The 18822-nt window shown below is 67.6% G+C and carries 20 protein-coding genes; 12 read left to right on the plus strand and 8 right to left on the minus strand.

The features are described from left to right. The first annotated feature begins 44 nt into the window (after positions 1 to 44). Both ABIC90_RS06375 and mnmC read left to right on the plus strand, forming a co-directional pair. Positions 45 to 320, plus strand: coding sequence for an oxidative damage protection protein (locus tag ABIC90_RS06375; protein WP_354353231.1), 276 nt, complete (start codon positions 45 to 47; stop codon positions 318 to 320). Positions 321 to 334: 14 nt separating this feature from the next. Continuing rightward, positions 335 to 2176, plus strand: coding sequence for an FAD-dependent 5-carboxymethylaminomethyl-2-thiouridine(34) oxidoreductase MnmC (gene mnmC, locus ABIC90_RS06380; RefSeq protein ID WP_354353232.1), 1842 nt, complete (start codon positions 335 to 337; stop codon positions 2174 to 2176). Between the two features lie 7 nt (positions 2177 to 2183). On the opposite strand, the gene ABIC90_RS06385 is transcribed toward mnmC, so the two are convergent. Then, a complete protein-coding gene (locus ABIC90_RS06385; RefSeq protein WP_354353233.1) occupies positions 2184 to 2525 on the minus strand; it encodes an antibiotic biosynthesis monooxygenase family protein in 342 nt (113 codons plus the stop codon). A gap of 113 nt (positions 2526 to 2638) precedes the next feature. On the opposite strand from ABIC90_RS06385, the gene ABIC90_RS06390 reads away from it, so the two are divergent. Beyond that, positions 2639 to 3538, plus strand: a complete 900-nt coding sequence (locus ABIC90_RS06390; protein WP_354353234.1) for a transglutaminase family protein — start codon at positions 2639 to 2641, stop codon at positions 3536 to 3538. A 203-nt stretch (positions 3539 to 3741) separates the two neighbouring features. Continuing rightward, positions 3742 to 5253 (plus strand): alpha/beta hydrolase family protein, encoded by a 1512-nt coding sequence (locus ABIC90_RS06395; RefSeq protein ID WP_354353235.1) that lies wholly within the window; start codon positions 3742 to 3744, stop codon positions 5251 to 5253. Positions 5254 to 5264: 11 nt separating this feature from the next. Here ABIC90_RS06395 and ABIC90_RS06400 read toward each other — a convergent pair whose 3' ends face one another. Then, positions 5265 to 6209 carry a crotonase/enoyl-CoA hydratase family protein gene (locus ABIC90_RS06400; protein WP_354353236.1) on the minus strand — a complete coding sequence of 315 codons (945 nt, stop codon included), beginning with the start codon at positions 6207 to 6209 and terminating at the stop codon, positions 5265 to 5267. Positions 6210 to 6301: 92 nt separating this feature from the next. Between ABIC90_RS06400 and ABIC90_RS06405 the strand changes: the two genes are divergently transcribed. Next, entirely contained in the window at positions 6302 to 6790 is a 489-nt protein-coding gene (locus tag ABIC90_RS06405; RefSeq protein WP_354353237.1) for a YcxB family protein, read from the plus strand. Between the two features lie 6 nt (positions 6791 to 6796). Here ABIC90_RS06405 and ABIC90_RS06410 read toward each other — a convergent pair whose 3' ends face one another. Both ABIC90_RS06410 and ABIC90_RS06415 read right to left on the minus strand, forming a co-directional pair. Continuing rightward, on the minus strand, positions 6797 to 8305 hold the full coding sequence (locus tag ABIC90_RS06410) for a sensor histidine kinase (RefSeq protein ID WP_354353238.1): 1509 nt from the start codon (positions 8303 to 8305) through the stop codon (positions 6797 to 6799). Next, complete coding sequence (locus ABIC90_RS06415; protein WP_354353239.1) at positions 8302 to 9030, minus strand: response regulator transcription factor; 729 nt, start codon at positions 9028 to 9030, stop codon at positions 8302 to 8304. Before ABIC90_RS06415 ends, ABIC90_RS06410 begins: the two co-directional genes overlap by 4 nt. Before the next feature lie 96 nt (positions 9031 to 9126). Between ABIC90_RS06415 and ABIC90_RS06420 the strand changes: the two genes are divergently transcribed. The 4 genes from ABIC90_RS06420 (at position 9127) to msrA (ending at position 11674) form a co-directional block, all read left to right on the plus strand. Then, a complete protein-coding gene (locus tag ABIC90_RS06420; protein WP_354353240.1) occupies positions 9127 to 9759 on the plus strand; it encodes a cytochrome b/b6 domain-containing protein in 633 nt (210 codons plus the stop codon). Between the two features lies 1 nt (position 9760). Then, the gene (locus ABIC90_RS06425; protein WP_354353241.1) at positions 9761 to 10552 is read left to right on the plus strand and encodes a molybdopterin-binding protein; all 792 of its coding nucleotides are present in this window, start codon (positions 9761 to 9763) and stop codon (positions 10550 to 10552) included. A 109-nt stretch (positions 10553 to 10661) separates the two neighbouring features. Next, positions 10662 to 10883, plus strand: coding sequence for a pentapeptide MXKDX repeat protein (locus ABIC90_RS06430; RefSeq protein ID WP_354353242.1), 222 nt, complete (start codon positions 10662 to 10664; stop codon positions 10881 to 10883). Positions 10884 to 10972: 89 nt separating this feature from the next. Continuing rightward, complete coding sequence (msrA, locus tag ABIC90_RS06435) at positions 10973 to 11674, plus strand: peptide-methionine (S)-S-oxide reductase MsrA (RefSeq protein ID WP_354353243.1); 702 nt, start codon at positions 10973 to 10975, stop codon at positions 11672 to 11674. Here the strand turns inward: msrA and ABIC90_RS06440 are convergent, their stop codons facing one another. Genes ABIC90_RS06440 through ABIC90_RS06450 form a run of 3 tightly spaced genes read right to left on the minus strand, consistent with a single transcriptional unit; the run spans position 11675 to position 15229 of the window. Then, positions 11675 to 12970, minus strand: coding sequence for an acetyl-CoA hydrolase/transferase family protein (locus ABIC90_RS06440; RefSeq protein WP_354353244.1), 1296 nt, complete (start codon positions 12968 to 12970; stop codon positions 11675 to 11677). A 13-nt stretch (positions 12971 to 12983) separates the two neighbouring features. Next, positions 12984 to 14009, minus strand: coding sequence for a class I fructose-bisphosphate aldolase (locus tag ABIC90_RS06445; protein WP_354353245.1), 1026 nt, complete (start codon positions 14007 to 14009; stop codon positions 12984 to 12986). A gap of 47 nt (positions 14010 to 14056) precedes the next feature. Continuing rightward, complete coding sequence (locus ABIC90_RS06450) at positions 14057 to 15229, minus strand: NAD(P)/FAD-dependent oxidoreductase (protein WP_354353247.1); 1173 nt, start codon at positions 15227 to 15229, stop codon at positions 14057 to 14059. Positions 15230 to 15291: 62 nt separating this feature from the next. On the opposite strand from ABIC90_RS06450, the gene ABIC90_RS06455 reads away from it, so the two are divergent. Beyond that, positions 15292 to 16185 carry a LysR substrate-binding domain-containing protein gene (locus ABIC90_RS06455; protein WP_354353248.1) on the plus strand — a complete coding sequence of 298 codons (894 nt, stop codon included), beginning with the start codon at positions 15292 to 15294 and terminating at the stop codon, positions 16183 to 16185. Positions 16186 to 16191: 6 nt separating this feature from the next. Here ABIC90_RS06455 and ABIC90_RS06460 read toward each other — a convergent pair whose 3' ends face one another. Continuing rightward, positions 16192 to 17220, minus strand: a complete 1029-nt coding sequence (locus ABIC90_RS06460; RefSeq protein ID WP_354353249.1) for an aldo/keto reductase — start codon at positions 17218 to 17220, stop codon at positions 16192 to 16194. A 162-nt stretch (positions 17221 to 17382) separates the two neighbouring features. Between ABIC90_RS06460 and ABIC90_RS06465 the strand changes: the two genes are divergently transcribed. Both ABIC90_RS06465 and ABIC90_RS06470 read left to right on the plus strand, forming a co-directional pair. Continuing rightward, the gene (locus ABIC90_RS06465; protein ID WP_354353251.1) at positions 17383 to 17832 is read left to right on the plus strand and encodes a GNAT family N-acetyltransferase; all 450 of its coding nucleotides are present in this window, start codon (positions 17383 to 17385) and stop codon (positions 17830 to 17832) included. 51 nt (positions 17833 to 17883) lie between these two features. Further along, positions 17884 to 18807 (plus strand): protein NO VEIN domain-containing protein, encoded by a 924-nt coding sequence (locus ABIC90_RS06470; RefSeq protein ID WP_354353253.1) that lies wholly within the window; start codon positions 17884 to 17886, stop codon positions 18805 to 18807. Positions 18808 to 18822 lie beyond the last annotated feature (15 nt).

An 18822-nucleotide genomic window follows, 5' to 3' on the forward strand; every position in this document is an offset into this window, starting at 1 on the left:
AATCAACTAAGCAACTCGCTTACCCCACCAAGAGGCATCAAAAAATGGCACGCATGGTTCAGTGCATCAAGCTCGGCAAAGAGGCCGAAGGGCTCGACTTTCCGCCCTACCCCGGCGACCTGGGCAAGCGCCTGTGGGAAAACGTCAGCAAGGAAGCCTGGGCCGCCTGGCTCAAGCAACAGACGATGCTGGTCAATGAAAACCGGCTGAACCTGGCCGACCTGCGCGCCCGCCAGTACCTGGCGCGGCAGATGGAAAAGCACTTCTTCGGCGAAGGCGCCGACGTGGTCCAGGGCTACGTGCCCCCGTCCGCGCCCTGAAGCGCCTTGCCGCCGTGACCGCTGAGCCGGTGGCCTGGCGTGAAGACGGCGTACCGCGCAGCGAACGCTTCGACGACACCTGTCACACCGAAACCGGGGCGCTGGGGCGGTCGCGCCACGTTTTTCTTGGCGGCTGCGGCCTGCCGCAAGCCTGGGCCAACCGGCCCCGATGGCTGATTCTGGAAACCGGCTTCGGGCTGGGCCTCAATTTCCTCTCGACCTGGCAAGCGTGGCGTTCCGATGCGAACCGGCCACGGATGCTGCACTTCGTCTCGGTCGAGGCGCATCCGGTCGGGCCCGACGATCTGCTGCGTGCGGCGGCTTCGTATCCCGAACTGGCGCCGCTCGCCGGCGAATTGGCCGCGCAGTGGCACGGGCTGCTGCCGGGCTTTCACCGGCTGGCTTTCGACGAAGGCCGCGTGCTGCTCACCCTGTGCATCGGCGACGTGCAGGCCATGCTGCGCGCCCAGCGCTTCGAGGCCGACAGCCTCTTTCTGGACGGCTTCAGCCCGCAGCAGAACCCTGCGATGTGGTCGCCCGACACGCTGAAGGCCGTGTCGCGCTTTGCCCGCCAGGGCACGGGCCTGGCGACCTGGACCGACGCGCACGCGGTGCGCGACGCGCTGGCGCAGAACGGCTTCCAGCTCGACAAACGGCCGGGGCTGCCACCTGGGCCCGATGGCCTCAGCGGCGTTTTCGCGCCGGCCTGGACCGTGCGGCGGCGCGGCCCCGCAGCCGAACACATCGAGACACCGGGGCGCTGCGCCGTCATCGGCGCCGGCCTGGCGGGCGCTGCGGTCGCGTCCAGCCTTGCGCGGCGCGGATGGCAGGTGACAGTGCTCGATGCGGCCGCGCAGCCGGCAGCCGGCGCCTCGGGTCTGCCCGTCGGCATGCTGGCGCCGCATGTCTCGCCCGACGATGCACTGCTGTCGCGGCTTACGCGCGCAGGCATCCGTGCCACATGGCTGGAGCTGCAACGCCTGCTGCAGGAAGGCCGCGACTGGCGCGCCACCGGCGTGCTGGAGCGTCGGCCCGAGGGCGACACGCGCGTGCCCGCCGGCTGGACCGCCCACGGCCACAACGAATCGTGGCCCGCCAGCACCGGGCAGTTGGCCGAGAACGGGTTGCCGGGCGAGGCACCGGCGCTCTGGCATGCGCGCGCGGCCTGGGTGCGGCCTTCGCGGTTGATCGAGGCCTGGCTGCGCGAGCCGGGCGTTGCGTTCCGCGGCCATGCGCCGGTGGCTCGGCTCAAGCCCAGTGCCCACGGCTGGCAGCTCTTCGATGCGGCCGATGCCTTGCTGGCCGAAGCCGACCGCGTGGTCATCGCGGCGGGTTTCGAGTCGGGCCGCTTCGCCACCGGACTGCCGCTGCAACCTGTGCGCGGCCAGGTCGCGTGGGGCCGCATGGCGAACAGTTCCGGGTTGCCGATCACGCCCCTCAACGGCGACGGTCATTTGATCGCCCACGTCCCCGATGCCGAAGGCGCCCCGCTCTGGCTGGCCGGCGCCACCTTCGACCGCGACAGCACCGACCTCGCCCCCACGCCCGCCGAGAGCGCGGCGAACCGCGAACGCCTCGCCCGCCTGCACCCGGCCGCCGCCGCTGCGCTGGGCCCGGCCTTCGAGCGCGGCGAGGTCAACACCTGGGTCGGCGTGCGCTGCGCTTCGGGCGACCGCCGCCCCCTGGTCGGCCCGCTCGATGCGGACACCACGGGCCTCTGGGCTTGTACTGCCCTCGGCTCGCGTGGCCTCAGCTTCGCGGCCCTGTGCGCCGAACTGCTGGCCGCGCAATGGCACGGCGAGCCGCTGCCCTTGCCTGCCACGCTGGCCAAGGCGCTGGGCACGCAGCGGCTCTGACGCCTCCTCAGTCTGGCGCCGAGCCGGACGGCAAAGGCGCCAGCAGGTGGTCGATGCGGCTGTCTCCATAGGTGCGAAGCACTTCGGAAATCACCACCTTGTAGCCGTCCAGCCACTTCGCCTGCGCCGCCTTGGCCTGCTGGTGCGCGGGGTGCCGGATCAGCGCCTGGAGGCTGTCGAGCGAATCCCAGTAGTACACGTTCGAGACCAGCCCGTTGCCGGTGTTCTCCCAGGTCTCCTCGCCCAGGTAGCCGGGCAGCGACTTCGCGACCGCGGCGATGGCCTGGTCCAGGCGGTGGAATTCGTCGTCGAACTGCTTCGTGGCGAAGATGAAGGTGGCGGAGTACATGGCGGCCGGAATTTCCTTGAAAGCCCGCTCCAAGCGCGAGCGGGCGCCGATTCTGCGGCATTCGCCCACAAGAACAGACCACTGCGCGCCCCGCGAACGCGTGAGAATGCCCCATGGCCATTCAGTACGACATCACGCACACCACCATCTACCGCTACAACAAGCCGGTCACCTTCGGCTTGCACCGTGTCATGTTCCGGCCCCGCGACAGCCATGACCTGCGCGTGCTCGCCACCGACCTGCAGGTGAGTCCGCAGGCCTTCACACGGCTCATTCAGGACCCGCACTCCAACTCCGTCGCGCTGGTGCAGCCCATGGGCGAGGCGACCGAGCTGCGCATCGTGTGCTCCTTCACCATCGAGCATGTGCCCGCGCAGCAGGACCAGCTGGCGCTGGACCCGGCCGCCGAGTTCCTGCCCTTTGCCTATTCGGTGCAGGAGCGCCTGGACCTGGAGCACTACCTGCGCCCGCACCACGAGGACGACACCCAAGGCACGCTGATCCGCTGGGCCCACCAGTTCCTGCACACCGACAAGCCCAACAGCACGCGCGACGTGCTCGCGCGCATGAACGCGCACATCGGCCAGAGCCTCGAATACAAGGCGCGCGACGAAGAAGGCACGCAGACGCCGCTGGCCACGCTGGCGCTGGGCAGCGGCAGTTGCCGCGACTACGCATTGCTGATGATGGAAGCCGCGCGCCGCCTGGGCATTGCCACCCGCTTCGTCTCGGGCTACATCTACGACGCCGCGCTCGACCGCGCCGCGCAGGCCCCCGGCGAGTCGATGACCGGCGCCGGCACCACGCACGCGTGGCTGCAGGCCTACCTGCCCGGCATCGGCTGGCTGGCCTTCGACCCGACCAACAACCTGATGGGCAGCGGCCAGCTCATTCGCGTCGGCGTCACGCGCGACCCGGCACAGGCCGCGCCGATCGCAGGCAGCTGGTACGGCGATGCCGAGGCCTACGAGGGCCTGGAGGCCACGGTGGTGGTCACCCGCCGCAAAGGCTGAGCGATCTCTCTTCGGGTGTCGCGCAGGAGATAGCAGCTACGGGAAAGCCCGGGCCGACGCGCCCGGCATCGCCCCTACGCTGCCCCGCCGGTCCAGCGAAATAGCACGGTCGTTCTCCACGCTCTGCACGGGGGCGGCCGTTCGAGCCGCGCTGCGCCGGTCTGCTTCCCCGCACACACCACAAGAACGGAGAGAGACATTCCATGCATTCCGCGCGCCTGACACTTCTTGCCCTTGCCACCAGCCTTGCCGTCGCATCCTGCGGCGGCGGAGGTGGCGGCAACGGCTTTGCCTTCACACCCCTGCCGCCGGCTCCCGCGCCCGCGCCGCCGGCACCGCCGCCGCCCGCACCGCCGCCTGCGCCCGAAGAAACGCGTGTGCAGGACACCCGCAATTCCTTCGCGCCCGCCGACCCCGCGGCCACCACCTTCGCGGCCCTTGCCAGCGACGCCAGCGACACGGTCGACAACACCACCACCAGCCGCTGGAGCGGCATGCTCGGCGGCGCGCAGTACCGCGTCGAAGTGCCGGCCAACTGGAACGGCAAGCTCGTGATGTACGCGCACGGCTACGCGGGCGAAACCAATGTGCTGTCGGTGACCAACCCGTCGATCCGCCGCTACCTGATTCAGAACGGCTACGCCTGGGCCGCCTCGAGCTACAGCAAGAACTTCTACGACGTGCGCGTGGGGGTCGAAGACACCAATGCGCTGGCGCTGGCGTTCAACAACATCGCCAAGGCCAACGGCCGCGAACTCGCAGCACCGACAAGGACCTACATCACCGGCCATTCGATGGGCGGCCACATCACCGCGGCGGCGATCGAGGACGAGGCCTTCGCGACCGCCAATTACAAGGTGAAGTACACCGGCGCGGTGCCCATGTGCGGCGTGGTCGGCGACACGGAACTGTTCGACTACTTCGCCGGCGCGCAGGTCGCGGCCCAGGCGCTGGCGGGCCTGCCGAAGTACCCGACGCTGAACTGGTCGGACATCTCCGCGCAGGTCACCGGCACGCTGTTCACCACCTTCCCCTCGGTGCCCACGGCAACGGGCGTGAAGTTCGCGTCGGTGGTGAAGAACCTGACCGGTGGCGAGCGCCCGATGTTCGACCTCGGCCTGGCTGCCGGCGGCTCGTTCGCGGCGGTGTGGGGCGTGTTCGGCAGCGACGGCACGGTCAACGGCATCCTGAACAGGAACACGCTGGACACCAACCGCTTCACCTACACGATCGACGGCGACGTGCCGGGCTCCACGGCGCTGAACGGCTCCGTCATCAAGCTCACCGCGGCCGAGGACGCCAACCGCCTGCGCAGGGACGGCCTGCGCTGGATTCCCAAGGCCAACGGCGAATTCAAGATCCCGGTGGTGTCGCTGCACACGCTCGGCGACCTGTACGTGCCTTTCAGCATGGAGCAGATCTACAACAAGCGCGTGGCCGCCAAGGGCAACAGCGACTGGCTGGTGCAGCGCGCGGTTCGCGGCATCTCGCATTGCGACTTCACCGTGGCCGAGCAGGTCGAGGCCTTCGATGCAATGGTCAAGTGGGAGCGCGACGGCGTGAAGCCGGCGGGCGACGACGTGGTCACGGCCGCGACCGTGGCGGACCCCGCCTACGGGTGCACGTTCACACGCCCGTTGAGCGCGCTGGACGAAAGCGGCACGAGCAAACAGACGCGTCCGGGCGCGGCTGCGGCACGTCCCTGCCCACCCTGAGCGACGAGTGATCAGCGCGCGGGCGGCACCGCCGCCCGCGCCGCTGCGAGCTTGGCCTCCAGCTCGGCGACGAGCGCCCTCGCCTCGTCGCCTTCCGGAATGTCCCGACCGCTGTCGCGCCATGCGACAGCGCTCTTGAACCCCTCGGCCTCCGCCTGCCTGCGAAACCACATCCCCTCCGGGTTGTGCCGCGTGATGCCGTCGAACACAGTCGCGAACATCTGGGTCTGCTCCAGCCCCATCGAATGCCACACCTGGTTGACGACCAGCTTGTGCATCATCAGATGCGAACGCGGCACGCCCGCGATGCGCTGCGCGAGCTTCAGCGTGGCGTCGTCGAGCCGGTCGGCCGGCACCGAGAAATTGGCCAGGCCCCATTCGGCCGCCTGCGTGCCGGGAATGGTGTCGCCGGTGAACATGAGCTGCTTGGCGCGCATGGCGCCGAGCCGGTAGGTCCACATCGCCGTCGTCGGGCAGCCCCACACGCGGGTGGGCATGTAGCCGATGCGCGCGTCGTCGGCCATCGTCAGCAGGTCGCAGCACAGCGCGATGTCGCTGCCGCCGGCCACCGCGTAGCCGTGCACCTTGGCGATGGTGGGTTTGCGGCAGCGCCACAGGGCCATGAAGTCGTCGGTGTTGCGCTTCATGGCGGCGTAGTCGAGCATCGGGTCCCAGGGCGTTTTCTCCTGCCGGCAGGGGTGGTCGCCCTGGCCTTCGCGGCCGTGGCCTTCGGCGTAGTCGCCCAGGTCGTAGCCGGCGCAGAAGGCGCGGCCCGCACCTTCGACCACGATGACGTGCACCTCGTCGTCGGCCTCGGCCCACTCGACTGCCTGGCGGATTTCAGAGGGCGTGGTCTCGCCGATGGCGTTGAGCTTCTCGGGCCGGTTGAGCACGAGGCGCGCAATGCGCGGATGCTGCGGGTCCTTGTCGATCAGGACGGTCTTGAAGGCGGGCATGGTCTTGTGTCTCCTGGGGTTGGGTCTCCATGCTCTTGTAGCATCGCCTCCAGGCCAACCGGCACAGGCAAACCACGGGGGAGCAGCACACGATGACCGCGACATTCAAGATTTCCGAAGACGACTACGTCGACGCGATGCGGCTCTACGGGCGCATGCCGCGTCTCGCGCGATGGGTGGTGATCGCGATCGCCGCCGGCCTGCTGCTGACGGCGATCTTCGGTTCGCGACAGATCCAGTCGGGCGCGCTCGGCGGTCTCGTCGGTGGCACGCTGGTGCTGCTGGCCTTGCGCTACCTGGTCCTGCCAATGAGCGCACGCCGCCATTACCGCAAGTACAAGGGGATCCAGGACGAGTTCTCGGTCGAGCTGCAGGACGACTGCCTGCGCCTCTGGGCCGCGCACGGCGAGAGCCGGATCATCTGGACGAACCTGCTCAAGTGGCGCCAGGACGACCGCTTCGTGCTGCTCTACCTGATGCCGCGCCTCTTTCACGTGCTGCCCAAGTCGGTGGCCTCGCAGGGCTTCGATGTGGACGCGCTCGTCGAGCGGCTGAACCGCCACCTCGGCCCGGAGACCTGACGCGCTTCAGGCGCCCTGCGCGCCGCCGAGCTGAAAGCGGAACACCGCGCCCTTGCCCGCCTGCGGCACCAGCCGGATGTCGCTGCCATGCAACTGCAGGATGCGCTGCACGATCACCAGCCCCAGTCCGCCGCTGCTGGAGCCGTCGCTGCGCGCGCCGCTCATGAACACGGGCCGCACGAAAAGCCCCTTCTGCAGCTCGCCCGGAATGCCCGGACCCGTGTCGCTCACCTGCACTGCCACACCGGCCACACCGGTGTTTGCGGGCCGCAGCTGCACTTCGATTTCTCCGCCGGCCGGCGTGTGGCGGATGGCGTTGTCCAAGAGGTTGGTCAGCACGCGCTCGATCATCCCGAGGTCGGCCGACACCACCGGCAGGCCCGGCGCGATGTCGGGCTTGAGCTGCTGGTGGCGGGCCTCGGCCGCGAGCTCGAACTTCTGGAACACGTCCTGCACCAGGTCGGCGAGCGCGAAGTTTTCCTTCTCGGGCTTGACCACGCCGTACTCGAGCCGCGCCAACTCGAACAGCTCCTGCGCGAGCCGGCCCACCTTGCGGCTCTGGCCCAGCGCGATCTCCAGGTAGCGCCTGCGCTCTTCGTCGCTGAGTGTGCCGGCCTTGAGCAGCAGGGTTTCGAGATAACCGTGCAACGATGTGAGCGGCGTGCGCAGGTCATGCGAGATGTTGGCAAAGAGCTCGCGGCGCTGCTGGTCCTGCAGCGTGAGTTCGCGCCATTGCTCGGCGATGCGGCGCGTCATCTGGGTGAAGGCCTGGCCCAGCAGCGCGATCTCGTCGCTGCCATGCGAAAGCCGCTCCAGCGTGGGCGTTTCATTTTCGAGCGAGGCGATGCCCTCGGTCTCGAAGCGCTTGACCGCCTTCGTCAACTCGCGCAGCGGCCGCGTGATGAGCCGGAACGCCGCCAGCCCTGCGATCAGCCCGAGCAGCGCGACCAGCCCCATCGACCACAGCGTGGTGCGCAGCACGTTGTCGGTCGCGACGTTGGCCGCGAGCGCGTCGTAGTCCTCGCCCTGCAGCACCACGTACACATAGCCGGCGTCGCGCCCGCCCATCTTCAGCGGCGCGGCGCTGAACACCTTGGCCGCATTCGTGCTGCGCGGATCGTCGCCCACGATGGGCAGCGGCGCGCCCGACAGCAGCTTGCGGATCGGTTCCAGGGCGACACGGTCACGCTTCATGTGGCCGGGCGGCGCGGCCTGGGCCTCGATGCGGCCATCCAGGCCCAGCAGGTAGACCTCCACGCTGGGGTTGACGGCCATCAGCTTGTCGAACAGGTCCTTCACCGCCGCCTGGTTGAGGCCGCCGGGCTGCATCAGCTCGGAGTTTCCGGCGATGTGCGCGGCGAGCCCGCCCGACAGACGCTGCACCACCTCCTGTTCGTGCAGCCCGCTCGCCCGCATCTGCAGCCAGGCCGAGGCGCCGCAGCAGGCCAGCAGCAGCACCGCGAACACCGCGGACAGGCGGCGCGACAAGGTGGCGCGCATTGCCCAGGCTTTCATGACACCCCCTCTTCGGCGCCGGTGGGCGAGAGCTTGTAGCCCCGCCCCCACACCGTGAGGATGCGCCGCGGCGCAGCCGGGTCGGCCTCGACCTTGGTGCGCAGCCGGTTGATGTGCGTGTTGACCGTGTGCTCGTAACCGTCGTGCTGGTAGCCCCACACCTGGTTGAGCAGATCGAGCCGCGAGAACACCTTGCCGGGGTTGCGCGCAAAGAAATACAGCAGGTCGAACTCGCGCGGCGTGAGCTCGATGAGCTTGCCGTCCACGCGCACCTCGCGCGACAGCGGCTCGATGTCGAGGTTGCCGAGCGTGAGGCTGCCCGACTCCATGCGCGCATTGCGCGCCAGCGCGTCTGTGCGCCGCATCAGCGCCTTCACGCGCGCCACCAGCTCCAGCACCGAGAACGGCTTGGCCAGGTAGTCGTCGGCGCCCAGTTCCAGGCCCAGGATGCGGTGCACTTCGCTCGACCGCGCGCTGATGATGATGATGATCGGCGTGTAGCGCGCCATGGCCCGCGCGCGGCGGCAAATCTCGAGACCGTCCACGCCGGGCAGCATCAGGTCGAGCACCAGTGCGTCCCAGTTGCCGCGCTCCAGCTCGCGCAGGCCGGCGTGACCATCGGCCGCGTGATGGACTTCATAGCTCTCGTCGCGCAGGTGCATGCGCAGAAGTTCGGCGATGTGGGCGTCGTCCTCGACGATCAGCACGCGTTTGGCGGTGTCCATCCCGCGATTGTCCTGCGATACCGGCCCGGGAGTTATCACGATTAATTGAACTTTGCGTGATGAATCGGCCATGGGGTGCGTCCAAGAATTCACCCCATGAACAGCACCGCCCTCGCAAGCATTGCACCCGATGCCCGCCCCATCCACCCGCTGTGGATGCGCATCACCCACTGGCTCAACGCGCTGGCGGTGCTGGCGCTGGTGACCAGCGGCTGGCGCATCTACAACGCGGCGCCGTTCTTTCCATTCAGCTTTCCGAACGCGATCACGCTCGGCGGCTGGCTCGGCGGTGCCTTGCAGTGGCACTTTGCAGCAATGTGGCTGCTGGTGTTCAACGGCTTCGTGTACCTCGCCATCAACGTCGCAAGCGGGCGGCTCGCGAGCAAGTTCTTCCCGGTCACGTCGGCCGGCATCTGGCATGACGCGCTGGCCGCCCTCAAGGGCAAGCTCTCGCATGCCGACCCGCGCCGCTACAACAGCGTGCAGCGGCTGGCCTATCTGTTCGTGATGCTCGACATCGTGGTGATCGTGCTGTCGGGCCTGGTGCTGTGGAAGTCGGTGCAGTTCGCAGTGTTGCGTGACCTGCTGGGCGGCTACGAGTTTGCGCGCCGCATCCACTTCTTCGGCATGGCCGCGCTCGTTGCCTTCGTGGCCCTGCACCTGGTGATGGTGGCGCTCGTGCCCCGCACCCTTCTGACCATGATCCGCGGCCGCGCACCGAAAGCCTGACATGAGAATCTTCAAAGCCCCCAAGATGACCGGCATCGACGGCGATGCCGTGGTGCGCGAGGCCCGCACGCTGATCGCGAAGAACCTCGACCAGCCCGCGCGCCGCGCCTTCCTGCAGCGCTCGCTCACGCTGGGCGGCCTCTCGCTGCTCACGGGATGCAGCATCAGCGACGACAAGAACGTCGAAGCCGCGCTCTCGAAGATCTCGCGCTTCAACGACAAGGTGCAGGGCCTCATCTTCAGCCCTACGCAACTGGCCGAGACCTACCCCGAATCGATGATCACGCGGCCCTTTCCGTTCAACGCCTACTACGGCGGGGACGAGATCCGCGAAGTCGACGAAGCCACCTACAAGCTCGAAGTGACCGGCATGGTCGCCGACAAGCGCAGCTGGACGCTGCCCGAGCTGCGCGCCATGCCGCAGCACGACCAGGTCACGCGGCACATCTGCGTGGAAGGCTGGAGCGCCATCGGCAAATGGGGCGGCGTGCGCTTTGCCGACTTTCTGCGCCTCATCGGCGCGGACACCACCGCCAAGTACGTCGGCTTCAAGTGCGCCGACGACTACTACACCAGCATCGACATGCCCACCGCACTGCATCCGCAGACGCTGCTCGCGCTGACCTACGACGGCGAGACGCTGCCGCCCAAGTACGGCTTTCCGATGAAGCTGCGCATGCCCACCAAGCTTGGCTACAAGAACCCCAAGCACATCAAGGCGATGTTCGTCACCAACACCTACACAGGTGGCTACTGGGAAGACCAGGGCTACAACTGGTTCGGAGGGAGCTGAGGCGTCCGCAGGACGACTCGACTGCCGACGAAAGCGCGAGGCCGTGTTCCACCGGGACCGTGCCATTTTTGAAGAACGAAACCCCGAAACTCAACTCAAGGACTACCCAATGAACAAGCTCACTGCAACCCTCCTCGCCACCTGCATGGCCTTTGCCGGCGCCTCGGCCTTTGCCGCGGACACCATGGCCAAGGACGGCATGGCCAAGGATTCGATGGCCAAGGACGGCATGAAGAAAGACTCGATGGCGAAGGACTCCATGTCCAAGGACGCCATGAAAAAGGATTCGATGTCCAAAGACAGCATGGGCAAGGACGAAATGAAGAAGTAAGCCGCCCGGCATTGACGGTCGATGGATTCGGCGGCAATGTCGCATCCATCGGCGTCAGCGACCCCACCGCCTTCAAAGGACAACCACACATGAAATCCCTTGCACTCACCGCAGGCGCCATGGCCGCCGCAGCCCTCGTCTGGTACGCCGTGCCCTCGTTCGCCGAACCGGCCCGGCGCGTGCCGGCCCCCACGGCCGATCTGGTGGCGCCCGCCGCCGCCAAGACAGAAACCGCGGTGTTCGCTGGCGGCTGCTTCTGGGGCGTGCAGGGCGTGTTCCAGCGCGTCGTGGGCGTAAGCAACGCGGTGTCGGGCTACTCCGGCGGCGACGCCAAGACGGCACGCTACGACGAAGTGGGCTCGGGCCGCACCGGCCATGCCGAATCGGTGCGCATCACCTACGACCCCAAGCAGATCAGCTACGGCAAGCTGCTGCAGATCTACTTTTCGGTGGCGCACGACCCGACTGAACTCAACCGCCAGGGCCCCGACACCGGCACGCAGTACCGCTCCACCGTCTTCGCCGAGAACGCCGAGCAGGCCCGCATCGCCAAGGAATACATCGCGCAGCTGAACCAGGCCAAGACCTTCGGCAAGCCGCTGGCGACCACCATCGAGATGGCCAAGCCCTTCTACGCGGCCGAGGACTATCACCAGGACTACCTCACGCTCCATCCGAGCCAGCCCTACATCGTGATCAACGACATGCCGAAGATCGACGACCTGAAGAAGCTGTTTCCGGAGAGCTACAAGGCCACGCCATCGCTGGTGCGCACGGCAAAGGCCGGTTGATCAGAGCAGCTTCGCGCGCTTCGCCTGTCCGGTGAGGTCCTCCCGGAACTTCGGATGCGCGATCGCAATGAGCTCCTGCGCCCGCTGCTTGGCCGACTTGCCGCGCAGCTGCGCCACACCGTACTCGGTGACCACGTAGTTGATGTCGTTCTTGCTGGTGCTCACATGGGTGCCGGGCGAAAGCGAAAGCACGATGCGGGAAATGCTGTCGTCCTTTGCCGTCGAAGGCAGCACGATGAACGCCTTGCCCCCGCGCGACCGGTTGGCCGCGCGCACGAAGTCCGATTGCCCCCCGGTGCCCGAGTACGGTGCATGCCCCAGGCTCTCGGAGCCGCACTGCCCCAACAGGTCGATCTGCAGGGTTGCGTTGATCGCAATGAGGTTGTCGTTGAGCCCGGCGAGCGCCGGATCGTTGGTGAAGTTGACCGGATGCATCTCCAGCGACGGGTTGCGGTCCATGTAGCGGTAGAGCTTGGCCGAACCCAGCGCGAAGGTGGCAACGGTCTTGCCGGGCAGGTAGTTCTTGCGCCGGTTGGTGACCGCCCCGCATTCGATCAGTTTCAGGATGCCGTCGCCGATCATCTCGGTGTGGATGCCCAGGTCGTGCTTGTGCGTGAGCTGCATCACCACCGCATCGGGAATGCCGCCGTAGCCGATCTGCAGCGTGGAGCCGTCGTCGATCAGGTCGGCCACATGCTTGCCGATGGCTTCCTGCACCGGGCCGATTTTCGGGAGGCCCACTTCCATGACCGGCGCATCGCTTTCGACCAGCGCCGCCACCTGCGAGATGTGCACATGGCAGTTGCCATGCGCGAAGGGCACGTTCGGGTTCACCTCCAGCACCACCGCGCGCGCCTTGGCGATGGCGGCCATCGTGTAGTCGGCGCCCAGGCTCACGGCGAAGTAGCCGTGCGCGTCCATCGGCGAGGCCATGCTGAAGACCACCTCGGCGGGAATCTGGCCGCGCTCGATCTGCGCGGGGATCTCCGAGAAGTAGTTGGGAATGAAGTCGATCCAGCCCGCTTGCCCGCCCGCGCGCGTGGCGCCGCCGAAGAACAGCGCGACGTGGCGCACATGCTCCACTGTCTCGGGGTCGATGTAGGCGTACTTGCGCATCGCGAGGATCTGCGCAACCTTCACGTCGCGGAAATCGCGGCGCTGCTCCGACAAAGCCGTGAGCAACGCGGGTGGTTCGCCGACGCCGGTCGGCACGACGATCATGTCGCCGTTGCGCACCAGGCGCACGGCATCGGCGGCGGAAACGCGCTTCTGCGCGTACAGGTCCTGGGCAGTCATTGCTTCTTTCGGTTCATCGCGGTGCGTCGGCCTGCGCGTCGTAGGTACCGCGTCGCGCGGCCTGGTTGCAGCGCGTGCGGAACACCAGCGCCTCCTGTGCCTGCGCGACATTTGCGGGCTGGCCTTTCCAGAGGTCCAGTGCCGGCTGCTGCACGGCGCGCGAGAACGAAAAGCTCAGCGCCCAGGGCATGCGCGACCTGAACTTCGCATTCATCGCACCGAGCCGTGCGGATGCCAGCTGTGCCGATTGGCCGCCGGACAGGAAGGCGATGCCCGGCACCGCGGCAGGCACCGTGCGCAAGAGGCAAGTCACCGTCGCCTCGGCCACCGCGTCCACGCTGTCCTGGGTCTGGCTGCCCTGCCCCGGCAGCACCATGTTGGGCTTGAGCAGCATGCCTTCGAGCAGCACGCCCTGCGCATTCAGCTGGACGAACACCTCGCGCAGAACCGCTTCGGTCACCTCCGCGCAGCGCGCGAGCGAATGGCCGCCGTCCATCAGCACTTCGGGCTCGACGATGGGCACCACGCCGGCTTCCTGGCACAGCGCCGCATAGCGGGCCAGCGCATGGGCGTTGACGTCGATGCAGGCCCGGCTCGGCAGGCCGTCGCCGATGGCGATCACGCCGCGCCATTTCGCAAAGCGCGCGCCCATGGCGACGTACTCGGCCAGCCGCTCGCGCAGGCCGTCGAGGCCCTCGGTCACGGTTTCGCCGGGATGGCCGGGCAGCGCCTTCGCGCCCATGTCGACCTTGATGCCGGGCACGATGCCCGCGTCGGCCAGCGCCTGGGCGAAAGGCTTGCCCGCGTTCGTGGTCTGCCGGATGGTTTCGTCGAACAGGATCGCGCCGCCGATGCTGTCGCCAAGACCCGGCGCGGTGACGATCAGCTCGCGCCAGTCGCGCCTGGCCTCCGCCGTTTGCGGAATGCCCAGCGCCGCGAAGCGCTTGTTGCAGGTGGCGTTGCTCTCGTCCATCGCGAGCAAGCCCTTGTCGCCGGCGAGCAGCGCCTGTGCGGTCGCTGTCAATGTCTGTGCAGTCATGGAGGTACCTCTCTGGCGGGCATGGTACGCCCCTGCCTGCGGCGCACCTAGATGACGTTCTTCTCGAGCAACGGCCGGTTCTCCAGGATGCGGGCAAACGAGACCGGCGAAAGATCGAGGCTGCGGTACTCGCCGAAGCGGATCAACTCGGCGATGCCGCGCCCCGCCGCCGGGCATTGCTGCAGGCCGTGCCCCGAAAAGCCGTTGGCAAAGAACAGGTTGTCGCAGTCCGGGTGCAAACCGAGGATCGCGTTGTGGTCGAACAGGTTCATCTCGTAGTAACCGGCCCAGGCGCCGGTCATTCGGATGGCCTCGAAGGCGGGCACGCGTTCGGCCAGCGCGGGCCAGATGAATTCGTCGAAAGCGCTGTACTCGACTTCGAGCGGCGCGTCGTCGGGGTCCTGGTCTTCGGGCGGCGCGAAGCCGCAGATGAACTGGCGGCCCTCGGGGCGCAACCAGATGCCCGAGGTGTCGATGATCAGCGGGCAGCCGGCCAACGTGTCGGGGCACGAGAAGCTGAACACGCTGCGGCGCCGGCCGCGCACAGGCAGGTCGATGCCTGCCCACTCGGCCACCTTCGCGGCCCAGGCGCCTGCTGCATTGACGACGACGTCGGCTGCCAGCGTCTCGCCGCTGTCGAGCTGCACGCCGGTGACTGTGCGCCCGTTGCGCCGCAGCCCCGTCGCATGCGCCTGCACATGGCGGGCGCCCTGCGATGCGGCCTTCTTGCGAAAGGCCTGCAGCAGGCTGTAGCCGTCGTACCAGCCTTCGCCCGACAGGCCCAGCGATGCGAGTTCGACACCCTCCGTCGAGATCCACGGAAAGCGCGCCTTCAGTTCGCCGGCCGTCATCAGCGCCACATCGACCGCGTGCGTCTTCTGCATCGCGTGGTTCTCGCGCAGCACGTCGGCGCCCGCAGGCGAGGCCAGGTAGAGGTAGCCGGGTTCGACCAGGCCGATGTCGGGCACGTCGTCGCCGACGCGCAAGGTCTCGCCCAGATGGCGAAAGAAGTCGATGCCGTAGAGCGACATCTGGATGTTGATGGCGGTGGAGAACTGCTGCCGGATCGAGCTCGCCGACAGGGCCGACGACGCCTGCCTGTATGAGAAGTCGCGCTCGACCACCGTGACATCGAAGGCTTCGCCCTCGGATGCCCGAGTCAGAAAATAGGCAATGGCCGAGCCGATGGCCCCGCCGCCGACGATCACCACACGACGCATGAGATGCCTTTCCTTGCTGCCCGCGCGCAGGGAGGGGCGCGCGCGCCACGCAGAATAGCGCCATGAGAAAAGACATTCCCAACCTCGGCGCGCTCCAGGCCTTCGAGGCGTCGGCGCGGCTGGGGAGCTTCACGCGCGCGGCGGCCGAACTGGCACTGACGCAAAGCGCGGTCGGGCGGCAGGTGGCCATGCTGGAGCAGCGCCTGGGCGTGCCGCTGTTCTCGCGCGTGCGCCGCAGGCTCACGCTGACCGACGTGGGGCGGGAGTACGCCGCGCGCATTCGCCGCCACCTCGACCAGATCCGCCGCGACACGCTGGAGATCAGCGCGGGCCATGACATGGGCTTTGTGCTGGAACTGGCCGTGGTGCCCACCTTTGCCACGCAGTGGCTGATTCCGCGGCTGCCCGATTTCAGCCGGCTGCATCCGAACATCACGGTGAATCTGTCGGCGCGTTCGCAGCCCTTTTCCTTTCAGGAGAACGCCTACGACGCGGCCATCTATTTCGGCGACCAGTTCTGGCCCAACACGCGCGGCGGGCTGATCTTTTCCGAGGGCGAGATGGTGCCCGTATGCAGCCCCGCCTTTCGCGATGCCCACGGGCCGTGGGACGAAGCGGGTTTCGAGCGCTGCCGCCACCTGCACCTGAGCACGCGCGCGCATGCCTGGCGCGACTGGTATGCGCAGCAGGGGTGGGACTACACGGTGCATGCCTCGCGCGGCCCCCGCTACGAGCTCTTCACGATGGTCGTGGCAGCCACGGCGGCCGGCATGGGCATCGGCCTGGCGCCGCGCATCCTGATCGCGCACGAGCTGCGCACCGGCGAACTGGTGATCCCGGTGGACCGGCATCTCGATGTGACCCAGGGCTACTACTTCGCGTACCCCGAAGGCCGTCCGGCCTCCGGCGCGCTGGAGCATTTCAAGCAGTGGGTGCTGGGACTGACACCGGCTTGAACCCGTTCACACCGGGTTCGGATTGCGCTCCAGAAATCCCTGCTGGTGCCAGTACGGATAGGCCCGCGTCGTCGCGCTGGCCGCATCGAGCTCGGCGACCTGCGCGGGCGTGAGGTTCCAGCCCACCGCGCCCAGGTTCTGGCGCAGTTGGGCCTCGTCGCGCGCACCGACGACCACGCTGGACACCGTCGGTCGCTGCAGCAGCCAGTTGAGCGCGACCTGCGGCACGGTCTTGCCAATCTCGCCCGCCACTTTCTCCAGCGCATCGACCACGCGGTACAGCAGCTCGTCGGGCACCGGCGGGCCCTGGTCGGCCGTCACATGCAGGCGGCTGTTGGCCGGCAGCGGCTGGCCGCGGCGGATCTTGCCGGTGAGGCGGCCCCAGCCGAGCGGGCTCCACACCACGGCGCCCACGCCCTGGTCTTGCGCGAGCGGCATCAGCTCCCATTCGTACTCGCGGCCGACCAGCGAGTAGTAGGCCTGGTGCGCCACATAGCGCGAATAGCCGTAGCGCTCCGACACCGCCAATGACTTCATCAGGTGCCAGCCCGAGAAGTTCGAGGCGCCCACATAGCGCAGCTTGCCCGCGCGCACCAGGTCGTCGAGCGTGGACACGGTTTCCTCGACCGGGGTGCTCGCATCGAAGCCGTGCAGCTGGAACAGGTCGATGTAGTCGGTGCCCAGGCGCTTGAGCGCGGCGTCGACCGCCTGCACCAGGTGATGGCGCGACGACCCCACCTGGTTCGGCCCGTCGCCACTGCGGAAGGTGGCCTTGGTCGAGATGATGAGCTTGTCGCGCGGGCGGCCCTTGATGGCCTCGCCGAGCACCGATTCGGCCGCGCCGTCGGAGTAGATGTCGGCGCTGTCGAACATGTTGACGCCCGCGTCGATGCAGATGTCGATGAGCTTGCGCGCCTCGGCCACGTCGGTACTGCCCCAGGCGCTGAAAAATTCGCCCTTGCCGCCGAAGGTGCCGGTGCCGAAGCTCAACACGGGGACCTTGAGGCCCGATTTGCCCAGATGACGGTATTCCAAAGTGGTTCTCCTTCAAGCAATGGATGGATGGATGACGCGGCAGGCCTGCCTGCCTGTCTGTCTGTCTGTGTTCCTGCGATGGGAGTCATTGTTGGCCTTGGCGCTGAACCGCGTTGCGAGTCGGGCTTTGTCGGCATCGGCCATTGGTTAGCATTTCGCCCGATGCAGATCTCACTCGAAAACCCCGACCAGCCCGATGTCATCCAGCTCATCGACGACCTCGATGCATACCAGAAGCCGCTCTATCCGCCGGAGAGCCACTACGGCATCGACATCGCCGCGCTGAGCGCGCCGAACGTGCTGTTCGCGGTGGCGCGCGACGCGCAGGGCACGGCCCTCGGCTGCGGCGCCATCGTCGTCGCGCCTGAATACGGTGAACTCAAGCGCATGTTCGTGCGGCCGCAGAACCGTGGGCAGGGCATCGCCGCGAAGGTGCTGGCCTTTCTAGAAAGCGAAGCCGCGGCGAGGGGCTGCACCGCATTCATGCTGGAGACGGGCATCAGCCAGCCCGAAGCGCTGGCCTTCTATGCGCGCGCAGGGTATGCGCGGCGCGGCCGGTTCGGCGACTACCCGGACGATCCGTTCAGCGTGTTCATGCAAAAAGCGCCGTAGTCGATACGGCATACTCCCCTCCCCCCTAACTCGCCACAAGAAACCCGCCGAATGGACAAGGAAGTCGACCCCAAGGTACTCGCCGTCATCGATGAGATGCGCCTCTCGGGCCCGCGGCTCACGCCGGTCGAGATCGTCGCCAAGATGGGGGTGTTCGACGCGCGGGAAAAGCCTTTCGATTCCGCTTGGCTCGCCACGGGCGACAACGTCATCGCCACCATCTGGGCCGAACTGGTGAACGTCGGCGCCGGCGGACGCTGGTTCTGCCTCGAATCGCTGGACACCCAGCACCGCGAAGGCGGCGGCCCGCGCAGCGCCCACCAGGTGCAGCGCGCCAAGGACCGCGTGACGTTGCTCAAGAAGACCTTCGACGCGGACAAGGGCTTCCGGGCCGTGCTGCAGACCAACCGGGTCGCCATCGTCGAACTGGAAAGCAACAAGAACGCCAAGGTGTCCACGCGCGTGCGCGACGATTCCGAATGGCATGTGGCCAGCTGGAATTCCGACCAGTTGCTCGCGGTGCTGGTGCGCGGTCCGCGCGGCTGGGTTCCCAGCGAAGAAGAAATTCAGGCGGCCGCCAAGGCACGGCGCAAGGTTGCGGATGCGACCGAGCCGGAAGACGAAGAACCCGAGCAGGTCTCCTCGCCCGAAGAAGTGCAGGCCGCCGCGACGGACTACGTCATGCGCCATTTCAAGGGCTACGGCTACAAGGCCGAGGACGTGACCGCGCAGAACCTGGGCTACGACATCGAGGTGTCCAACGCCAAGGGCGCAACGCTGCTGCGGGTCGTGGTGAAGGGCACCTCTTCGTCGGTGCCGAAATTCGGCCTCACTGCCGAGCAGAACGCCAGTTCCAAGAGCGAGCCGCTCTGGCGCTTGCTGGTGGTGGCCGACGCGGTCGGGCCTGCGGCGCAGCACAAGATCTACAAGCCTTCCGAAGTGCAACAGGCCCCCGGCTTCGAAGCGCAGGGGTAGCGGCGAGCGCAACAG

Source organism: Variovorax boronicumulans, assembly GCF_040544675.1.
Classification (GTDB): Bacteria; Pseudomonadota; Gammaproteobacteria; order Burkholderiales; family Burkholderiaceae_C; genus Variovorax; species Variovorax boronicumulans_D.